This is a genomic window from Bacillus sp. FSL W8-0629, assembly GCF_038593225.1.
GTDB lineage: Bacteria > Bacillota > Bacilli > Bacillales > Bacillaceae > Bacillus > Bacillus altitudinis.
On the sequence record NZ_CP151975.1, the window covers coordinates 2,441,259 to 2,459,099 of the forward strand.

The window sequence follows — 17,841 nt, forward strand, 5'->3', positions numbered from 1 at the left end:
CAGCATGGGCGCTTAGCTGCTGAGTTTTTCTTTAATGAGGCTCTTTAATTCTTTTCTTTCTCCAGAGATGACAAGGGTGTCTCCTTCTTCAATCACCGTATCTGGTCCTGGATTTAAAATTTTCTCATGTGATTTTCTCACAATGGCGATGACTGTTACTTGATAGTTTTGGCGAACACTCAGGTCTCCGATCGTCTGGTTAACAGCCGGTGCGTTCTTTTCAATCTTAAACCATTCAATGATGAGTTCATCAATGGCCACCTCCACTGTCTCAAGCGCTTTTGGTTTATAGACCATGCCGCCTAAAATAGCCGAGATTTGTCTTGCTTCTTCATCGCTAAGCAAGATACCAGAAATACATTCTTCGTGATCATCTTCTTGAAAATGATACATCTCTCTTCTGCCGTCATCATGTGTGATAATGGCAAGCTTCTCATTATTTCTTGTGATCATTTCGGCTTTGTGACCGATACCTGGCAGTTCAGTTTCCCGAACCTTCATAACAGCCCCTCCAATGAATAAAAGCGAAATGCCCCAAACGGACACTTGCTTTCTATACTGATCTAAACGTATGTCATTATAGCAAAAGACCATTTCAAGATCAATGAAACCCGAAATGTTTTTACATATCATCTTATTGTTGTGACGTTGACAAATATGATGCATGAAAAAAAGACTGCCAAGCTGGCAGTCTTTCTTGTTTAAATATCTTGTTCTGTGTCGATTTTCGCCGGCTTTTTCAGCTCACGACCTTTCCATATCAGCCAAATTTGTGCCGCAATGTAAAGGGATGAATACACCCCTGTTAATAGACCGACAAGTAAGGCAATGGAGAAGTTTGTAATAGATGCTGAACCGAAAATGAGAAGTGCAATCACCACTACAAGTACGGTAAGCACGGTGTTCACAGAACGCGTAAAGGTTTGCTGTAAACTTAAATTCACAATGTACGATAAATCTTCGATCGTTTTCGGTTTGCGTTTCTTCATTTGCTCACGCACCCTGTCGAAGGTGACAATCGTGTCATTGATCGAGTACCCAATGACCGTGAGTATCGCTGCAATGAAGGTGACATCCACCTCTAAGCGCGTAATACTAAAGAAGGCAACGATAAAGAATGCATCGTAAAGCAGAGAGATTATCGCTGCAATCGCCATTTTATACTCAAATCGGACGGATACATATAAGATAATCCCGATCGAAGCAATGATGACAGCGTATAATGCGTTACGAGCAAGCTCTTTTCCGACCGTCGGAGACACTGTACTTACGTTAGGCTCCGTTCCGTATTTATCTTTGAAATAATCTTTCACTTCAGCAATTTTTTCTTTATTCGGAACACCGACAAATCGAGCTGCTGCTTGATTTTCTTTTTGCCCCGATAACACAACACTGTCTGTCTCAAGGTCTAGCTTTTTAAAATCTTGCTCCACCTGTTCTGTTGACAGTTTATGGTCACTTTGAATATCAACTCTAGTACCGCTTGCAAAGTCAATACCTGCATTGAGCTTGAAGATTGACAGCACAATGATTCCAGCAATGGTAATGGCTGCTGAGAAAATCATAAAGCCTTTACGTTTGCTGACGAAATCCCATTTATCAAATGGTGTTTTCGGTTCAGTATTTTCAGTTGTTTCATGAATATCAATGATGTCTTTCTGACGAACACCAAACCAGCCTTTTCTGCGATCGAGATAGCGGCTTTCTACAAGTAAGCCAAGAAGGAATCTTGATAGGAAGACAGCCGTGATAAAGCTTGTCAAAATTGATAGGATAAGCATGGTTGCAAACCCTTTGACAGAGCTTGTTCCAAAGAAGAATAGAACCCCGCCGGCAATAATACTTGTTAAGTTTGCATCAAAGATCGTGGCAAACGATCTGCGGTTACCCGATCTGAAAGCAGAACGGACAGATTTACCGAGCTTGAGCTCTTCTTTAATCCGCTCATACGTAATAATGTTGGCATCGACAGCCATCCCTACCCCAAGAATCAATGCAGCGATTCCAGGCAGTGTCATGACCGCACCCATCCAGTCAAAGACTTGCAATGTGATATAGATATAAGCTGACAGTGTAATGACAGCAACAAGACCTGGTAATCGGTAATAAAACAGCATGAATAAGAAGATAAATGCTATTCCTACAATTCCTGCGAAGACTGTTTCGTTTAGTGCTTGCTCACCAAACTGTGCACTCACAGATGTTGAATATTTTTCGGTTAATTTTACTGGCAATGCGCCGGCATTTAAAATGCTCGCAAGGTCTTTTGCCTCTTGAACCGTAAAGTTTCCTTCGATTTGTACGTCACTGCTGTTAATTTCTTGGTTTACATTCGGCGCAGATACATACTTATGTTTTGATTTAGAGACTTCTTTTTTGAAGGAATCTCCCTTATGATAATCAAGCCAAATGACAAGCTGATTGTTTGGTGCCATCGCTGCTACTTTTTTTGTCACGTCACCAAACTTTTTCGCATCCTTTAGTTTGACCGTCACGATCGGCTCATTCGTTTGATTGAATGTTTGTTTTGCACCATTTTCAACAAGATCAGATCCGTTTAGGAGTTCTTTGTCATTCGTATCTCTGAAGGAAAGCTGTGCTTCAGTCGATAGAATCTCCCGTGCTCTGTTTTGATCTTTTACACCCGCAAGCTGTACGCGAATGCGGTTGTTTCCTTCAATCGAAATGTTCGGCTCACTGACCCCAAGCACGTTGGCTCTTCGGTTTAAAGCCTCTACTGTACTGACGAGAACACCATTTGTGATCTTGTCTTCTTTTTTCACTGGGTGTACATCATACAGAACCTCAAATCCACCCTGTAAGTCCAGCCCTAGCGTCATATCTTTCGCAACGGGCTTCGTTAATAAGCCCACACCAGTTCCGATTAACAGAACCACTAAGAAAAACGCAAGTATGCGCCCTTTTTTCATTATGTATTTCCTCCTTAAACACCTGAATCCATTTAGATGGCTTATTTCAACAGTTCGTCCAGCATATTCTTGCCATCTTCACTGTCCAAAAAAGCAGACGTTTTAAACGACTGAACGGTTGCATAGTTCATAAATTCGCCAATTTTCACAGATAAAATATCTGCAACCATTTCATGAATTGGATACTCTTGTTTTTTCTTCCACTTCTTATTCTCTAAGTATGACCATAATTCCTCTAAATCTACATCTTTATAGCCCAAAACGATGAATTCTTCAAGCTTACTGAACAGAAAAGGCTTTAGATGGTCTTTGTATATAGCAGCCGGATGTTGTGTCATTGTGAGGCTCCCCCTTTTCAGTTTTTTATCGAGAGACTTGTCATGCTTGGACGATATACACGCATATCTTATTGTATATGATTCTATGTCGTTTGAGAAGGCAGGTGATCTGTGATTTGACGAAGCAAACGTTTTTAAAAGGGACGATTATTTTAATTTTAGCAGGTTTTATTACAAGAATATTGGGTTTTGTCAATCGAATTGTGATTGCAAGGTTCATTGGTGAAGAAGGCGTAGGGCTTTATATGATGGCAGCGCCTACCTTTTTTCTCGCCGTGACGCTGACACAATTCGGACTTCCTGTTGCTATTAGTAAGCTAGTCGCAGAAGCAGAAGCCCGTGGTGACAAACAGAAAACAAAACGCATTCTAGTGATGTCCCTTGCGATAACAGGAACACTCAGCCTGATTTTCACGCCGCTCTTTTTATGGTTTGCCCCTATTATGGCCGAAAATATGCTGACAGATCCTAGAACGGTCTATCCTCTGCTTGCCATTACACCCGTCGTACCCGTTATTGCGATCTCTAGTGTGCTAAGGGGCTATTTCCAAGGAAGACAGCAAATGAGCCCGCTTGCGATGTCGCAAGTACTAGAACAGGTCGCAAGAATTTCACTCGTGGCAGTATGTACAACAGCGTTCCTGCCTTATGGAATTGAATACGCAGCAGCAGGCGCTATGATTTCATCTGTCATCGGCGAAATGATTTCACTTGCTTACTTACTGATTGCCTTTCGTTATAAAAAGACCATCCGTATCCGAAAACGTTTTTTCAAGGCAATTCATGATGGGAAGGACACGTTTAAGCAGCTCATGAGTATTGCCCTGCCAACGACAGGTAGCCGTTTCATCGGCAATATCTCTTGGTTTTTAGAACCGATTGTAGTCGCGCAAAGCCTTGCGATTGCCGGTTATGCAGCTGTGGAAGCAACAAGGCAGTATGGAGAATTGACGGGACTTGCGCTCACCCTTTTGACACTTCCTAGTTTTATCACGTATTCTCTCTCCACCGCACTGGTTCCAGCGATTAGTGAAGGGATGGAACAGAACAAACGCAAAACGGTCGAATACCGGCTCAAGCAGGCGATGCGCCTTTGTTTATTAAGCGGGGGCATTTCATGTATTATCCTTTTCGTGTATGCAGAAAATTTAACCCTCTTCATGTATGGTTCATCTCATGCCGCTGTCTATGTAAAATTCATGGCGCCCTTCTTTTTGCTCTATTACTTTCAAGGGCCGCTGCAGGCTGTCCTGCAAGCATTAAATTTAGCGGGGGCAGCGATGACCAACAGTTTGATAGGAGCTGTTGTGAAAACAGGCATGATCTTTGTTCTTGCTTCACAGCCAAGCTTTGGCATTATGGGCGCAGCGCTTGCGATCCTCATTGGCATCGTTCTTGTCACGTTGCTCCATGCGGCAACTGTCGGTAAAGTGCTGCCTATTCATTTACCATTAAAAGAATATGGACTTTGCGTCCTTGTGATCATCGGCACTGGGGCAGTCAGCTTATGGATGAAACATCAAGCGAGCGGACTCTTTTCCGCACCTTTAGAGCTTGTCATGATGATCTTTTTGACATGCGTGCTGTATGTCATTCTATTAATCTGTCTTGGGCTAGTGAAACGAGAAGAGCTGCGCCGCATCCCGTTTATTGGGAAACTGCTGTAGCTCATCTTTTCTTTATAATTTCATCTTTCAAATCAATATAAAAATTCTTCTGATTAAAGCTACAGTAAGAGATTTGCTCGATATCATGATAGCCTCTTTTGGCAAGCTCCTTTATCAGCCACTGTTCATCATGGTTGATCTGCTTGAGATGATCATGCTGAACCACACCGTCTGCAATAAGCGGGAGCTCAAGCGCTGCATGTTTGCGCTTGTTTTCTTTTTCAACAACGGCGAGCTTTCCTGAAGGCTCTAAGATGGCATATGAGACATCCTGGATACTATCGATGTTATTTTCTCTTAATTGAATCAGCAAATCATCAAAATTGTATCGCTGTTTTCTCATCGCACCCTCGTCTATTTTTCCGTTGATGATGAGCAGGGCCGGCTTACCGTCGAGAAAACGACGGACACCTTGGAATTTTAATGACAAATAGGCAAGGGTGATTTGAATGAAGGTTAACAGCAGGATCGGCCATACTGTATGTAACATGTGATCCTCTACTTCTTCTATGGCGAGCACCGCAATTTCAGCGATCATCATAAAAATAACAAGATCTAAAATACTCAGTTCCCCAATCTCCCTTTTGCCCATTAAACGAAAGATAAACCAAATGAGAAAATATAAAATGATCGTTCTCATGGAGATAATTAAGATGTCCTGCATATGATGTAAACCCTCCTTCTCCACCATAGCTTGTGTCAAAACACTTTATTTATGTAGAAAAGAAAGCCTCGGTTTTTATCACGAGAATCATGTCTATTTTTTCTTCTCCGTGAATACATTTTAGTAAAAGACAAGCTTCGGTCAATTGGAGAGGAGACGAATCACATGCAGGAAACGAAACAAATAGGAAAAGGCATTTTATCTGGCTTAATTGCTATTTTTGTCGTGATGATTGTCACAAGCTTACTTGTATCACTGATGCTTACCTTCACAAGTATGCAGGAATCATCGTTTAAATGGATGATCATGATCTTGTCCTTTGCGGCACTTTTTCTAGGAGGAATGATTTCTGGAGGGAAAGCAAAGGAACGGGGCTGGCTCATTGGCGCCATGACCTCTTTTATCTTTTCACTCACTGTTTTTTTATTTCAATATTTAGGGTTTGGAGAAACCTTTTCACCAGAACAATTCATCTATCATGCAGCCTTTTTGGGAATTTGTATGCTAGGGGGAATGATTGGCGTTAATCTTCGGGGCAAATAAAAAAAGAGCGAATGATATCGCTCTTTTTTTATCGCTATGTATTGGAGGATTAACCTTTGTCAGCTAATTCTCTAATAGCACGTCGGTCGAAAGTTAAACGGTTGTTTTCGCTTGTTTTGATGACCACTTTTGATTCATCAATGTAGTCGATTTCACCGTGTAAACCACCGATTGTGACGATTTTATCGCCTTTTGATAAAGATTGCTGCATCTGACGCACAGCTTTTTGTTGCTTTTGCTGTGGACGGATTAACAAGAAGTAAAGCACAGCAAACATGACAACAATCATAATGATTGAACCCATACCACCATCCATTCTATCTCACCCCTTTCTAAAGCATTGTAAAGCTTTTCGTTTATGCGTTAAAAGTTTTTCGCATTCGGCTTGTTAAAGCCATAACGCTCAAAAAACTCTTCTCTAAAATCACCTAAACGATCCTCACGGATAGCTTCTCTCACTTGCTCCATTAATTTTAACAGAAAATGAAGATTATGATAAGTTGTTAATCGAATTCCGAACGTCTCATTTGTACGGATCAAATGTCTAATATAAGCGCGTGTGTAATTTTTACATGTGTAGCAGTCACAGTTTTCATCGATTGGTCTGAAATCACGCTCATATTTAGCATTTTTCACAACAAGGCGTCCTTCACTTGTCATGAGCGTACCGTTTCTGGCAATTCGCGTTGGCAGTACACAGTCAAACATATCGACACCGCGAATCGCGCCGTCAATTAATGAATCTGGTGAGCCGACACCCATTAAGTACCTTGGCTTGTCATCCGGTAAAAATGGCGTTGTGAACTCCAGCACTCGGTTCATCACGTCTTTTGGTTCACCAACAGATAAACCTCCAATGGCATAGCCTGGGAAATCAAGTGAAACAAGATCTTTTGCACTTTGTTTACGAAGCTCTTCGTATTCTCCGCCCTGTACAATGCCAAACAGTCCTTGATCCTCTGGACGCTGGTGCGCTGTTAAGCAGCGCTCTGCCCATCTGCTTGTCCGCTCTACAGAACGTTTCATATAATCGTACTCTGCTGGGTACGGAGGACATTCGTCAAATGCCATCATAATATCTGAGCCGAGCGCATTTTGAATCTCCATCGCTTTTTCAGGAGAAAGGAACAACTTATCTCCATTTAAGTGATTACGGAAGTGAACGCCTTCCTCTTCAATTTTTCTAAATTCACTTAAAGAAAACACTTGGAAACCGCCTGAATCAGTGAGAATCGCTCGATCCCAGTTCATAAATTTGTGCAGGCCGCCTGCTTCTTTGACAATGTCATGCCCCGGGCGCAGCCATAGATGATACGTATTGCTTAAAATGATGCCTGCTTCCATTGCTTTTAACTCTTCAGGCGCCATTGTTTTCACTGTAGCCAGTGTACCAACTGGCATAAATACAGGTGTTTCAAAGGAGCCGTGCGGTGTATGAACGCGCCCAAGACGTGCACCTGTTTGTTTGCATGATTTAATGAACTCATAACGTATCGGTAATTGCGACAAAAATGAGCCCTCCTGTCTTTGTTGTATGATGTTATTGAATCAGCATGGCATCGCCAAAACTGAAGAATCGGTATTCCTCTTTTACAGCCTCATTATACGCTTTTAGGACGTGTTCTCGTCCAGCTAATGCACTGACAAGCATAATTAAAGACGATTTTGGCAAGTGGAAATTCGTGATCATGCCATCAATTGCCTTAAATGTATAGCCTGGATAAATAAAAATCGACGTCCAGCCGCTTGACGCTTTGAATTCACCATCATAAGCACTTGCAATGGTTTCAAGCGTTCTTGTCGAAGTTGTTCCGACTGAAATAATCCGCCCGCCTTCTTTGCGTACGCGATTAAGCTCTTCTGCCGTTTCTTCATTCATTTCGTAAAACTCTGCGTGCATTTCATGTTCTTCAATGCGTTCAGCACTGACCGGTCGAAATGTGCCAAGTCCTACATGGAGCGTAATAAACGCAATATGCACTCCTTTTGCTTTCAGTGCATCCAGCAGTTCATTTGTAAAGTGAAGACCGGCAGTAGGCGCAGCAGCCGAACCAACCTCTTTGGAATAAACGGTTTGATAACGCTCACGATCGTCAAGCTGCTCTTTAATGTACGGAGGCAGCGGCATTTCACCTAAAGATTCAAGTACTTCATAAAAAATGCCTGTATACTGAAACTCAACTTTTCTTCCGCCATGTTCCAGTTCTTCTGTACATACCGCTTTTAATCGTCCATCACCAAATGTAATGACTGTTCCGTTTTTCACACGTTTTGCTGGTTTCACGAGCGTTTCCCATTTGTCTCCTTCTTCTTGTTTCAAAAGAAGCAGCTCCACTTTAGCACCCGTATCCTCTTTCGTTCCAAACAGACGTGCAGGCAATACACGTGTATTGTTTAAAACGAGACAATCACCCTTTTGAAAGTAATCTGTGATTTGCGAGAATGTATCATGTGTGATGTCACCTGTTTGTTTATGTAAGACCATCAGTCTTGATGCATCTCGTTTTTCAAGCGGCACTTGTGCAATCAATCTTTCTGGTAAATCAAAATCAAATAGTTCTAACTTCATTTCCTTCACCTATTCTGTAGTTAACTAGTTAACGTTATTTCATCCGTCCGAAGACATTGAGTAAAATGGTTAGGACGATGCTAATGACAATGCATGTAATCACAGGAAAAAAGAACGTTACGTTCCCTTTTTTCACGAAAATATCGCCTGGAAGTTTCCCAACCAATTGAAACACTAAACCTGCGGCAAAAAGGACACCACCTAAAATCATCAACATTTTAGGGAATTCAGTCACGAATCGGAACCTCCATATGAAAATGTTCATACGCTTCTCTTGTGACGACCCGCCCTCTTGGTGTTCTTTGCAGAAAACCAATTTGCAGTAAATACGGTTCGTACACATCTTCAATCGTATGTGATTCTTCTCCAATTGTCGCTGAGATCGTATCAAGTCCAACAGGACCGCCTCTAAATTTTTCAATCATACTTAAAAGCAGCTTATGATCGATATGATCAAGTCCGAGTCTGTCAACTTGCAGACGCTCAAGAGCATCTTCTGCAATGTCTTGTGTGATCGCATGATTTCCGAGCACCTGCGCAAAATCTCTTACTCTTCTGAGCAAACGATTGGCGACCCTCGGTGTGCCTCTAGATCTTCTTGCAATCTCTTCAGCTGAACGAATGTCGATCCCAATCTCAAACAGCTCGGCTGTTCTTGCTACAATGTGAGCCAAATCTCTTTGCTCATAGTATTCCAATCTTGCATGAACTCCAAACCTATCACGAAGCGGCGCTGTTAAAAGCCCAACACGGGTTGTAGCACCTACAAGCGTAAATGGCGGTAAATCAAGCCGCACAGAACGTGCTGTATCTCCTTTTCCAATCACGATATCTAGACAAAAGTCCTCCATCGCTGGATATAGCACTTCCTCTATTGAACGCTGCAAGCGATGAATTTCATCAATAAACAGAACATCGCCAGGTTCAAGAGATGTTAAGATCGCCGCCAAATCGCCAGGGCGTTCAATCGCTGGTCCAGACGTTGTACGCAGCTGAACATTCATTTCATTGGCAATGATCGACGCAAGCGTTGTTTTCCCAAGTCCCGGCGGTCCATATAAAAGGACGTGATCCAGTGTTTCCTGCCTCATCCGGGCAGCTTCAATAAATACGCTGAGATTATCCTTTACTTTCTGCTGGCCAATATATTGACTAAGCGTCTGTGGACGCAGACTTTGCTCAATGGCTGATTCATGGTTGTCTGCTTCAGTTGAGACGAGCCGTTCATCCATGAGACATCACCCTATTTCAACATTTTTTGTAAAGCTTTTTTCACATATTGATCGGTTGTAAGATTCTTCTCTTCTTTTAATAAAGGAAGAACCTTTTTGATTTCACGATCACCATACCCAAGGACACTTAAGGCTTCAACCGCTTCATCTAAAGCGCTTTGCTGCGTTTCAATCTGGATATGATCCTCGTGGTTAAATAAGTTTCCTATCATTTCAGGCACCACATCTGCGAGCTTCCCTTTCAGATCTAGAATGATCTGACGTGCTGTTTTTTTGCCAACACCCGGGAATTTAATGAGGAAAGCTTCATCCTCTCGTTCGATCGCTGAAATGACAGCGCCAGGGTCACCGGAAGCAAGAATCGCAAGCGCACCCTTCGGTCCAATCCCTGTGACATTTAACAGTTTTGTGAACAACGCTTTTTCTTCTCGTGTTTGGAATCCATATAACGAAAAAGCGTCTTCCTTTATGTAATGATACGTATAAATCGTTTCTTGTTTTGTTACTCGATAGATAAACGGATTTGGGGTATAGACTTGATATCCCACTCCGCCGTTTTCAATGACAACATATTGCGGGCACACATAATCAATGGTCCCTTTTACAAACTCTATCACCGTTTTCACCTCTTTGACTGTTCTCCATTGTAACATAAATCGAAGAGAAAACCGTAATAAAAGTTAACATACGTTCGCTCAGCCTTTTTTCATAGTTAACCCATGAAAAAGAGCTTGCGGTCTTCACACCAGCAAGCTGTCATACGATTAAAACGATTGTTCATTTCGGTAAGGTTTCATGACTTCAAGCACATGCTCAAATTCATCTTTTGTTCGAAACGGAATGCCTTGTACAAGCTGCTGCTCTACATGACTTTCCAAGCGGGACGTATCAATTTGAAAAAAGAGATGAATAGGCTCCGCCCACCCGTCAGGCCTTCCATGAAACGTAGAAATCACGCCGTCTTCTGATAATCCGATATATCCATTTGCTTTACTCAAAGGTGATATATCGTCAATTTGCTTTCTAAAAAGGGCAAAATCCTCTCGCTGTTCTACCAATGTCCAGCCCTTATACTGGGCCCAAAATGTGTCTTTGTCTTCTAATGATGCCCGCTGTCTTTCAATACTTACATCGCCGTCTAGATAGACCTTTTCAAGCTGAACGTTGATGGTTTTTGACTCTTTTTGCAAGTGTTCTGCTGCTTCCATATCAACAGCGAAAAAGAGTACACTTGTCATGATAAGTCCTGTAACGAAATACTTTATTTTCACTTTCACTATTTACACCTCTTTAGAACATAAGATCGATGCATGACATATGTAGTTTGACCCATTTTGCTACACATTAACCAAATCGATGTCTTGACACATATTGAGAGTCTTTCGTTGTATCCTTCGTGCGTAAATGTTATGTTTTATACAATCCATTGCTCTACCGAATTACATGGTTTTTTCATCATTCGTTTTTCAGCCGCATAAACTGAAACCAAAGAAGGTGAAGTCAATGTCAGATGTCAAAAGATTAGCCGAATCGATTCAGTATCAAGAAGAAAAGCGTTTTAATAAGCTCGTCTTTAAACCGGCTGAGCTTGAGCTGTGCGGCAAAGGAAGAAGTGCCTATGTATTTTCATACAAAAAAGACGGCAAGAAAATGGCGTTAAAAGTCTTTTTTCCTTCTTATCGAAACATCGCCCGCAAAGAGGCTGCAATTTATGAAAAACTTTCCGGCTCCTCCTATTATCCTGAGATTTATGAGTCTGGGGATCAGTATATTTTAATGGAATATATTAAAGGTTATACTTTCTATGAATGCCTGACAAAAGGAATTCCGATCAAAAAACAAATGATTGAACAAGTAGATGATGCATTGGAAGAAGCACGCGCGAAAGGTTTAAATCCTTCTGATATTCATCTGCGAAATTTAATTTTAACAAAGGATGGCCGCGTCAGGGTCATTGACGTCGCCCGCTTCACGCAAACGAAAACATGTCATCAATGGGATGATTTAAAAGCTGCATACGCCTATTATCAAAAACCTTTTTTCCCTAAAAAAGCACCGCGGCTGTGGCTTGAAGTAATTGCCTATTTGTATAAGAAAAACTGGCTGTCTCGAGGTCAGCTGAACAATCGAAATGATTTTACTGCATAATGAAAGCCGCTCGAAAAGAGCGGCTTTCAGATTGTTGACAAAGGGCTAAAATGAACTTTATTTTAGCCCTTTGTCTTCTTTTCAGCGTGATAGAAAACCTTTGAATTCTAGGAAGGACGAGTACCGGCGCGGAGCGAATTTGACATTCGTGAGCACCGGCACGCAGGACTGACACCGAATGCGAGGGTTTGTCTACACGCTGAAAGCCGCTCTCTTTGAGCGGCTTTCTGTTTTATTCTGTTTCTACATGGATACTATTCACATTTAATAGGTTAATGATTTCATTATTCAGCTTAAACCAATGATTGGCTTCCTCAATTTTTTTATACACATCATAGGTAGCTGGACGTTTTAGCTCGAAATCGAGCACTTCCCCATTGTTCATATGAAATGTTACCTTAAATACTTTCATCATAAGATCACCTTCCACTCTGTCTTGTTCACTAACCGAATCGGTCAGCTCTTTTCATTCATTCTCTATTCAATCCGTTTCCCCTGCTTCTTTCCTTCTAAACACAAGAAGTTTAAATTTTGTTTAAATTCGCACAACATATCTATCTATGTACTCTTCAAAAGAAGTATATTGAATGAAAAGGAGGCTACCTTTATGAAACAAAAGAAAAAACGAACATCTCCAGAGAGACAAACAGTCCTGTTTCATTTAACAGATGCCCTCATCCCAAGTGTTGAAACGATGGCGATTGCAGTAAGAGCATTTTTGCACCTCGTAAGAAAAGCCATTTCAGCCGTTTTATAAAACCCCGCACTAGAGGAGTGCGAGGTTTTTTTTAGGATTGATAGATTTGGCTGCCTTGATTGATAAACTCTTTTGCCTTCTTCTCCATCTCTCTTTTCACTTCTTCTGATTGGTTGCGGATGTCATGGGAAATTTTCATACTGCAAAACTTTGGTCCACACATGGAACAGAAATGAGCGGTCTTAGCACCTTCAGCAGGCAATGTTTCATCATGGAATGCCAGCGCACGTTCTGGGTCAAGAGACAGATGAAATTGATCCCGCCATCTGAATTCAAATCTCGCTTTCGATAAGGCATCATCACGCTTTTGAGCAGCAGGATGTCCTTTTGCTACATCAGCTGCATGTGCGGCAATTTTATAGGCGATGACGCCTTCTCTTACATCTTCTTTGTTCGGCAGACCTAAATGCTCTTTTGGTGTCACATAGCACAGCATGGCGGTTCCGTACCAGCCAATCATCGCCGCACCGATCGCGGATGTAATATGATCATATCCCGGTGCAATATCTGTTGTTAGAGGACCTAACGTATAAAAAGGTGCCTCTTTGCATATCTCCATCTGCTTATCGACATTCTCTTTGATTTTATCCATTGGAACATGACCAGGTCCTTCAATCATGACCTGTACATCATGTTTCCAAGCGATCTCTGTCAATTCCCCTAACGTTTCCAGCTCTGCAAACTGCGCTTCGTCATTTGCGTCCGCAATGGATCCCGGTCTGAGCCCGTCCCCAAGCGAAAAGGCAATGTCATACGTTTTCATGATTTCACAAATTTCTTCAAAATGGGTATACAGAAAGTTCTCTTGATGATGAGCGAGACACCATCTTGCCATAATGGCTCCGCCTCTTGAAACAATTCCTGTGACCCGGTCGACTGTGAGCGGAATATACCTTAACAGGACGCCCGCATGAATGGTGAAGTAGTCAACCCCTTGCTCTGCCTGTTCAATTAATGTGTCTCGGTATACTTCCCACGTCAAATTTTCTGCGATTCCATTCACTTTTTCAAGTGCCTGATAAATCGGGACAGTTCCTACTGGGACTGGGCAATTGCGGATAATCCATTCTCTCGTTGTATGAATATCCTTTCCTGTAGACAGGTCCATCATCGTATCTGCCCCCCATCTAATTGCCCATGTCATCTTCTCCACCTCTTCTTCAATGGACGACGTCACAGCTGAATTGCCAATATTCGCATTAATTTTCACGTGAAAATTCTTCCCGATGATCATCGGCTCACTTTCAGGATGGTTGATATTCGCTGGAATGACCGCTCTTCCACTAGCCACTTCCTCTCTAACAAACTCAGGACTTAGCTGTTCTCTCAAAGCGATAAACTCCATTTCAGGCGTAATGATCCCCTTTTTTGCATAATGCATTTGCGTCACACAAGCACCTTGTTTCCCGCGGAGCGGCACATGATGAAAATCTGTATGGGCAGCTTGAAAGGATTCTTTCCCATTCAAGCGATATCCATTATCTTCTGGCTTTACTTGACGCCCTTCATAGCTTTCAGTATCTTCTCTTTCTTTAATCCATTTTGATCTCAGACGCTTTAATCCCTTTGTGACATCAATATGAGCCTCCTCATCTGTATACGGTCCACTTGTATCGTACACACGAATCGGTTCATTTTGGATATCACCTGCTTGTGTCACTGTATTTGTGAGCACGATTTCTCTTTTTGGCACCAAAATGTCAGGTCTTGAACCTTGTTCATATACCTTTCGACTGCCTTCAAAATTTGATAATAAAGATTGCGTTGATGGAACATTTGTCTTTTCATTCATTTGCTGTTCTCTCCTTCTTTTCGTGTGACCGGTCAGGATGGAATCAGCACCAGCAAAAAACCAGATTCTATGTAAAGAACCTGGTTTCGTCGTCAGAAAAAAACATGTATGCCATTCATATGGCACATGTATCATATTCAACTTCCCCACGCTGGTACGAGCCAGATCAGGTCCAAAGGGTTAAGAAGCTTGTCTTCTCTCTCAGCCCGCATTTCCGGGCACCCCTAGTCACTTATATTGATTTCCACAACAGTGTAGCATAGCTGAGAAATGAAAAAAAGAAGTTTCAGGAAAATAGTTCCTTTCCCCTACAATGAATACACGATCTTCACGATATACATCTTTCTATACACGATCTATCTCTCTCATTTCGATTAAATTAGAAATAATCATTGATCCTTTTCTCCTAATATGTATAATTAATCTAAACGGAGAATTTTTATACAAACATGATTCAAAGGAAGTTCTAGTCGATTGCAAACATTTCTTACATTTATCGTCGTTGGATTCTCAATTGCTCTACCTGTTGGAGCGATCACGGTTGAAATGACAAAGCAGGGATTAAAAAACGGATTCTTTCATGGATTAACTGTAGGCGCTGGTGGTATGACCATCGATATATTACTCATCTTGGCTTTATATGCTGGATTTGCTCAATTTTTATCTTTGCCCTTTATCCAAATTCCGCTCTGGCTGATCGGTGCCATCTTTTTAATGATTCTTGCCTACGATTCGATTAAAAATGCGGATCAAGACATCCATTTAGCAGGAGAAAAAGTGAATAAATCATTCGCTAAAACATACCGAAATGGGCTGCTCGTCGCAGTATCCCCTGGAAACCTTGTGTTCTGGGTATCTGTGTTTGGTGCTGTACTGGCAGATGCTTATAAAAATACAAATTCATCTGAATTTATATTGGCTGCTACGGGTATTTTGGCAGGGATTCTTCTTCATGACATCGGTCTTCTCACGATTGTTTCCCTAACAAGAAAAGTGATGAACCGAACCATGATTAAGTGGACATCCATTATTGCCGGTATTTTATTACTTGGATTTGGCTGTTATTTCTTTTATGAATTTTATATCGGGATCAAAGTTTATTTTTAAAGAAAGGCTAAAGTTCGTCATGAACTTTAGCCTTTTTTATTCCAGCCTATCGGGTCATGCCTGTCTGACCTGTTTCAAATTGCGTTTTTCTCATATCTCTGAAGCGTGTAAATGCACCTTCGTCTTTAATGACTTGGACAGCTCTACCATCTGCATAACGAGTCGCTGCTTCTTCTACTTGTGATACACCCTCTGGTGTCAAGCGCCCATCTGTTTTAAGAGCAATATACACATTTTCATCCGTCACCATAACTTGTGAGTCTGTCACATGGTTCATTTTGTTCACTCGGTTGGCGATTTTTCTTGAACGCTGGATGTTCTCTTGTTTATCGTAGCCAGAGAACGACATTTGGTTATGATAGTTCATATCTCCATGACTGTAGCGTCCATCTCCACCAGTAAGTGGCATCCTCACTTGATCCTGTGTAGGGCGTGAACGATAATCAACATTCGTTGTATTTCTTCCGTTCATTCCCTCCATAAGCTCAGAAACCGGTCCTTGATGATCTTGATTGTTGTCTGTTGCCTGTTGATTGGAGTGGTATCCAACTGGCTGGCCAGATTGATTATGACGTGTATCTACACCCGCATTGTTATTTGTACCACATGCCGTTAATCCAATAGGTAGAAGCACTAAGGCGATTGTTTTTTGCCATTTTTGTCTCAAACGAAAAACCCCCTGTACAAATTGAATCTCATGAGCGCAAAACAGGCTCTGTTTTAGCATGTACAGTTGAGGACAAAAACAAGCTGTCAGTTATAAACAAAAAAAGGAACGATTGAGATCGTCCCTTGTGTCATTAATCTTCTTCGTCTTCTTCTGGTCTTGCAAAAACAGATGGGTTTTGATAAGGCTGCTGCATATAAGGCTGTGCTGGATAAGCACCCATTTGACCATATGGAACAGGGTTTGGATAATGTCCAGGCCAAGGTTGATGATGCTTCATCCCATCATCGCATCCGCAGTCTTCCTTGCCGTATGCTTCATTTGGAGCGTTTGGATAAAAGCCTTGATTGGCATTGGCATTTGCATTTGCATTTGCGCCTGCATTTGGATGCATATGGTGGTGCCAGTGATGCCCATCGTTTGCATGATGCTCATGATGTTCACCGTAATAAGCCGGTGCTTGATACGCAGGATAATAAGGCTGAGCCGCCGGGTAAGGATACGGCATCATGTGATGGTGATAATACGGCTGTACCGGATAACAAAGGCCTGATCCCGGTAAAATAGGAGAAGCGGGTACCATTTGCTGCGGATATGGATACATTGCTGGCATGTAATGACCATAACCATAATAAGGATCATATGACTCTTGATGATGGTGGTAATGCTCTTTATTTTCAGCCATGCCCCCTACTGCTGCCCCTCCAACATTCGGCATTTGCGGGAAATTAGGAAGGTTTGGGTAATTACTATGTTCCATATCTTTTCCCTCCTCTTTTTGATGTGGGATATGAATGAATGGATCATATCCCTTTGCCACTTCATCTTTGAAATGATCCTTATTTTCATGATGAAAATGGTCCTTGTGATCTTTATGATCCTTTTTCTCATGAACATGATCTTTCTTTTCATGAACGTGATCTTTTTTCTCATGATGTTCTTTTTTGGGAGGAGGCGTGAATGGCTGGTAGAGATTCGTCTGATAATAGTTTACATCAACTTGTGGAAAAACTGGCTGTTCAATCTTTGGTACTGGTGGCACATAAGGTACCGGTTCATTCGGCTTTTCCTTCGGCTTCGTATCTTGAACTTGCACGACATCCTTTGGCTTTTCTTTTACATACGGGTGTTCTTTTGCTTTTGGCATTTCTTTTGCTTTGTGATGATCGGTTTTCACAGGAACACCACTAGATGGAATTTTGATTTTCATTCCTGGCATGATCAAATCTGGATTACTGAGCTGCGAATTTAATTTTTTCAATTCTTGAAAGTCGACTCCGTACTTCTTTGAAATTTTCCAAAGGGAGTCTCCTTTTTGCACAATATGAATTTTCAACGTTTTCCCCTCCTATGCAAAACGTGAACGTAGCGGTTATGTCAGAAGTACAATATGTTTCAACATAAATTTATGCCTATTTACAAGCCGA

General features: G+C 41.7%; 20 protein-coding genes and 1 riboswitch. Of the genes, 5 read left to right on the plus strand and 15 right to left on the minus strand.

The features are described 5' to 3' along the window. Positions 1–12 precede the first annotated feature (12 nt). The 3 genes from NSQ17_RS12610 to NSQ17_RS12620 all read right to left on the minus strand — a co-directional run bounded on the left by NSQ17_RS12610 (position 13) and on the right by NSQ17_RS12620 (position 3,268). Positions 13–501 (minus strand): cation:proton antiporter regulatory subunit, encoded by a 489-nt coding sequence (locus NSQ17_RS12610; protein ID WP_008342734.1) that lies wholly within the window; start codon positions 499–501, stop codon positions 13–15. Between the two features lie 200 nt (positions 502–701). Next, positions 702–2,930 (minus strand): protein translocase subunit SecDF, encoded by a 2,229-nt coding sequence (gene secDF / locus NSQ17_RS12615; protein ID WP_342467466.1) that lies wholly within the window; start codon positions 2,928–2,930, stop codon positions 702–704. 41 nt (positions 2,931–2,971) lie between these two features. After that, positions 2,972–3,268 carry a post-transcriptional regulator gene (locus tag NSQ17_RS12620; protein WP_003216788.1) on the minus strand — a complete coding sequence of 99 codons (297 nt, stop codon included), beginning with the start codon at positions 3,266–3,268 and terminating at the stop codon, positions 2,972–2,974. Between the two features lie 116 nt (positions 3,269–3,384). Here NSQ17_RS12620 and spoVB point away from each other — a divergent pair, with 116 nt between their 5' ends. Continuing rightward, positions 3,385–4,935 carry a stage V sporulation protein B gene (spoVB, locus tag NSQ17_RS12625; protein ID WP_019743030.1) on the plus strand — a complete coding sequence of 517 codons (1,551 nt, stop codon included), beginning with the start codon at positions 3,385–3,387 and terminating at the stop codon, positions 4,933–4,935. A 1-nt stretch (position 4,936) separates the two neighbouring features. Here spoVB and NSQ17_RS12630 read toward each other — a convergent pair whose 3' ends face one another. Continuing rightward, positions 4,937–5,599, minus strand: a complete 663-nt coding sequence (locus NSQ17_RS12630) for a DUF421 domain-containing protein (RefSeq protein WP_024718383.1) — start codon at positions 5,597–5,599, stop codon at positions 4,937–4,939. Between the two features lie 165 nt (positions 5,600–5,764). Between NSQ17_RS12630 and NSQ17_RS12635 the strand changes: the two genes are divergently transcribed. Continuing rightward, positions 5,765–6,142, plus strand: a complete 378-nt coding sequence (locus tag NSQ17_RS12635) for a TIGR04086 family membrane protein (RefSeq protein WP_007501492.1) — start codon at positions 5,765–5,767, stop codon at positions 6,140–6,142. A 49-nt stretch (positions 6,143–6,191) separates the two neighbouring features. On the opposite strand, the gene yajC is transcribed toward NSQ17_RS12635, so the two are convergent. From yajC to NSQ17_RS12670, 7 genes are all read right to left on the minus strand, one after another. Next, positions 6,192–6,458, minus strand: coding sequence for a preprotein translocase subunit YajC (gene yajC / locus NSQ17_RS12640; RefSeq protein ID WP_003216659.1), 267 nt, complete (start codon positions 6,456–6,458; stop codon positions 6,192–6,194). Positions 6,459–6,505: 47 nt separating this feature from the next. Further along, positions 6,506–7,651, minus strand: a complete 1,146-nt coding sequence (gene tgt / locus NSQ17_RS12645) for a tRNA guanosine(34) transglycosylase Tgt (RefSeq protein ID WP_008342748.1) — start codon at positions 7,649–7,651, stop codon at positions 6,506–6,508. Positions 7,652–7,682: 31 nt separating this feature from the next. After that, on the minus strand, positions 7,683–8,711 hold the full coding sequence (gene queA, locus NSQ17_RS12650) for a tRNA preQ1(34) S-adenosylmethionine ribosyltransferase-isomerase QueA (RefSeq protein ID WP_039167059.1): 1,029 nt from the start codon (positions 8,709–8,711) through the stop codon (positions 7,683–7,685). 34 nt (positions 8,712–8,745) lie between these two features. Next, positions 8,746–8,946: a DUF2905 domain-containing protein gene (locus NSQ17_RS12655; protein WP_008342752.1), complete on the minus strand. Its 201-nt coding sequence runs from the start codon at positions 8,944–8,946 to the stop codon at positions 8,746–8,748. After that, positions 8,939–9,943: a Holliday junction branch migration DNA helicase RuvB gene (ruvB, locus tag NSQ17_RS12660; protein WP_007501501.1), complete on the minus strand. Its 1,005-nt coding sequence runs from the start codon at positions 9,941–9,943 to the stop codon at positions 8,939–8,941. The genes NSQ17_RS12655 and ruvB overlap by 8 nt, the downstream gene beginning before the upstream one ends. An 11-nt stretch (positions 9,944–9,954) precedes the next feature. Next, the gene (gene ruvA / locus NSQ17_RS12665; RefSeq protein WP_017358123.1) at positions 9,955–10,560 is read right to left on the minus strand and encodes a Holliday junction branch migration protein RuvA; all 606 of its coding nucleotides are present in this window, start codon (positions 10,558–10,560) and stop codon (positions 9,955–9,957) included. A 147-nt stretch (positions 10,561–10,707) separates the two neighbouring features. After that, positions 10,708–11,220, minus strand: a complete 513-nt coding sequence (locus NSQ17_RS12670) for an intercompartmental signaling factor BofC (RefSeq protein WP_342467467.1) — start codon at positions 11,218–11,220, stop codon at positions 10,708–10,710. Positions 11,221–11,446: 226 nt separating this feature from the next. Here NSQ17_RS12670 and NSQ17_RS12675 point away from each other — a divergent pair, with 226 nt between their 5' ends. Further along, positions 11,447–12,091 (plus strand): serine/threonine protein kinase, encoded by a 645-nt coding sequence (locus tag NSQ17_RS12675; RefSeq protein ID WP_017367714.1) that lies wholly within the window; start codon positions 11,447–11,449, stop codon positions 12,089–12,091. Between the two features lie 232 nt (positions 12,092–12,323). Here NSQ17_RS12675 and NSQ17_RS12680 read toward each other — a convergent pair whose 3' ends face one another. Then, entirely contained in the window at positions 12,324–12,506 is a 183-nt protein-coding gene (locus tag NSQ17_RS12680) for a hypothetical protein (RefSeq protein WP_008342761.1), read from the minus strand. 192 nt (positions 12,507–12,698) lie between these two features. Here NSQ17_RS12680 and NSQ17_RS12685 point away from each other — a divergent pair, with 192 nt between their 5' ends. Next, positions 12,699–12,848 carry a hypothetical protein gene (locus NSQ17_RS12685; RefSeq protein ID WP_017367715.1) on the plus strand — a complete coding sequence of 50 codons (150 nt, stop codon included), beginning with the start codon at positions 12,699–12,701 and terminating at the stop codon, positions 12,846–12,848. Between the two features lie 31 nt (positions 12,849–12,879). On the opposite strand, the gene thiC is transcribed toward NSQ17_RS12685, so the two are convergent. After that, positions 12,880–14,640 carry a phosphomethylpyrimidine synthase ThiC gene (gene thiC, locus NSQ17_RS12690; protein ID WP_058336774.1) on the minus strand — a complete coding sequence of 587 codons (1,761 nt, stop codon included), beginning with the start codon at positions 14,638–14,640 and terminating at the stop codon, positions 12,880–12,882. A gap of 126 nt (positions 14,641–14,766) precedes the next feature. After that, a riboswitch (TPP riboswitch) is annotated at positions 14,767–14,876 on the minus strand. Positions 14,877–15,114: 238 nt separating this feature from the next. Here thiC and NSQ17_RS12695 point away from each other — a divergent pair. Beyond that, entirely contained in the window at positions 15,115–15,747 is a 633-nt protein-coding gene (locus tag NSQ17_RS12695) for a LysE family transporter (RefSeq protein WP_041090919.1), read from the plus strand. Between the two features lie 46 nt (positions 15,748–15,793). Here NSQ17_RS12695 and NSQ17_RS12700 read toward each other — a convergent pair whose 3' ends face one another. Continuing rightward, positions 15,794–16,414 carry a YhcN/YlaJ family sporulation lipoprotein gene (locus NSQ17_RS12700; protein WP_058336586.1) on the minus strand — a complete coding sequence of 207 codons (621 nt, stop codon included), beginning with the start codon at positions 16,412–16,414 and terminating at the stop codon, positions 15,794–15,796. Between the two features lie 133 nt (positions 16,415–16,547). Then, a complete protein-coding gene (gene safA, locus NSQ17_RS12705; protein WP_342467468.1) occupies positions 16,548–17,750 on the minus strand; it encodes a SafA/ExsA family spore coat assembly protein in 1,203 nt (400 codons plus the stop codon). Between the last annotated feature and the right edge of the window lie 91 nt (positions 17,751–17,841).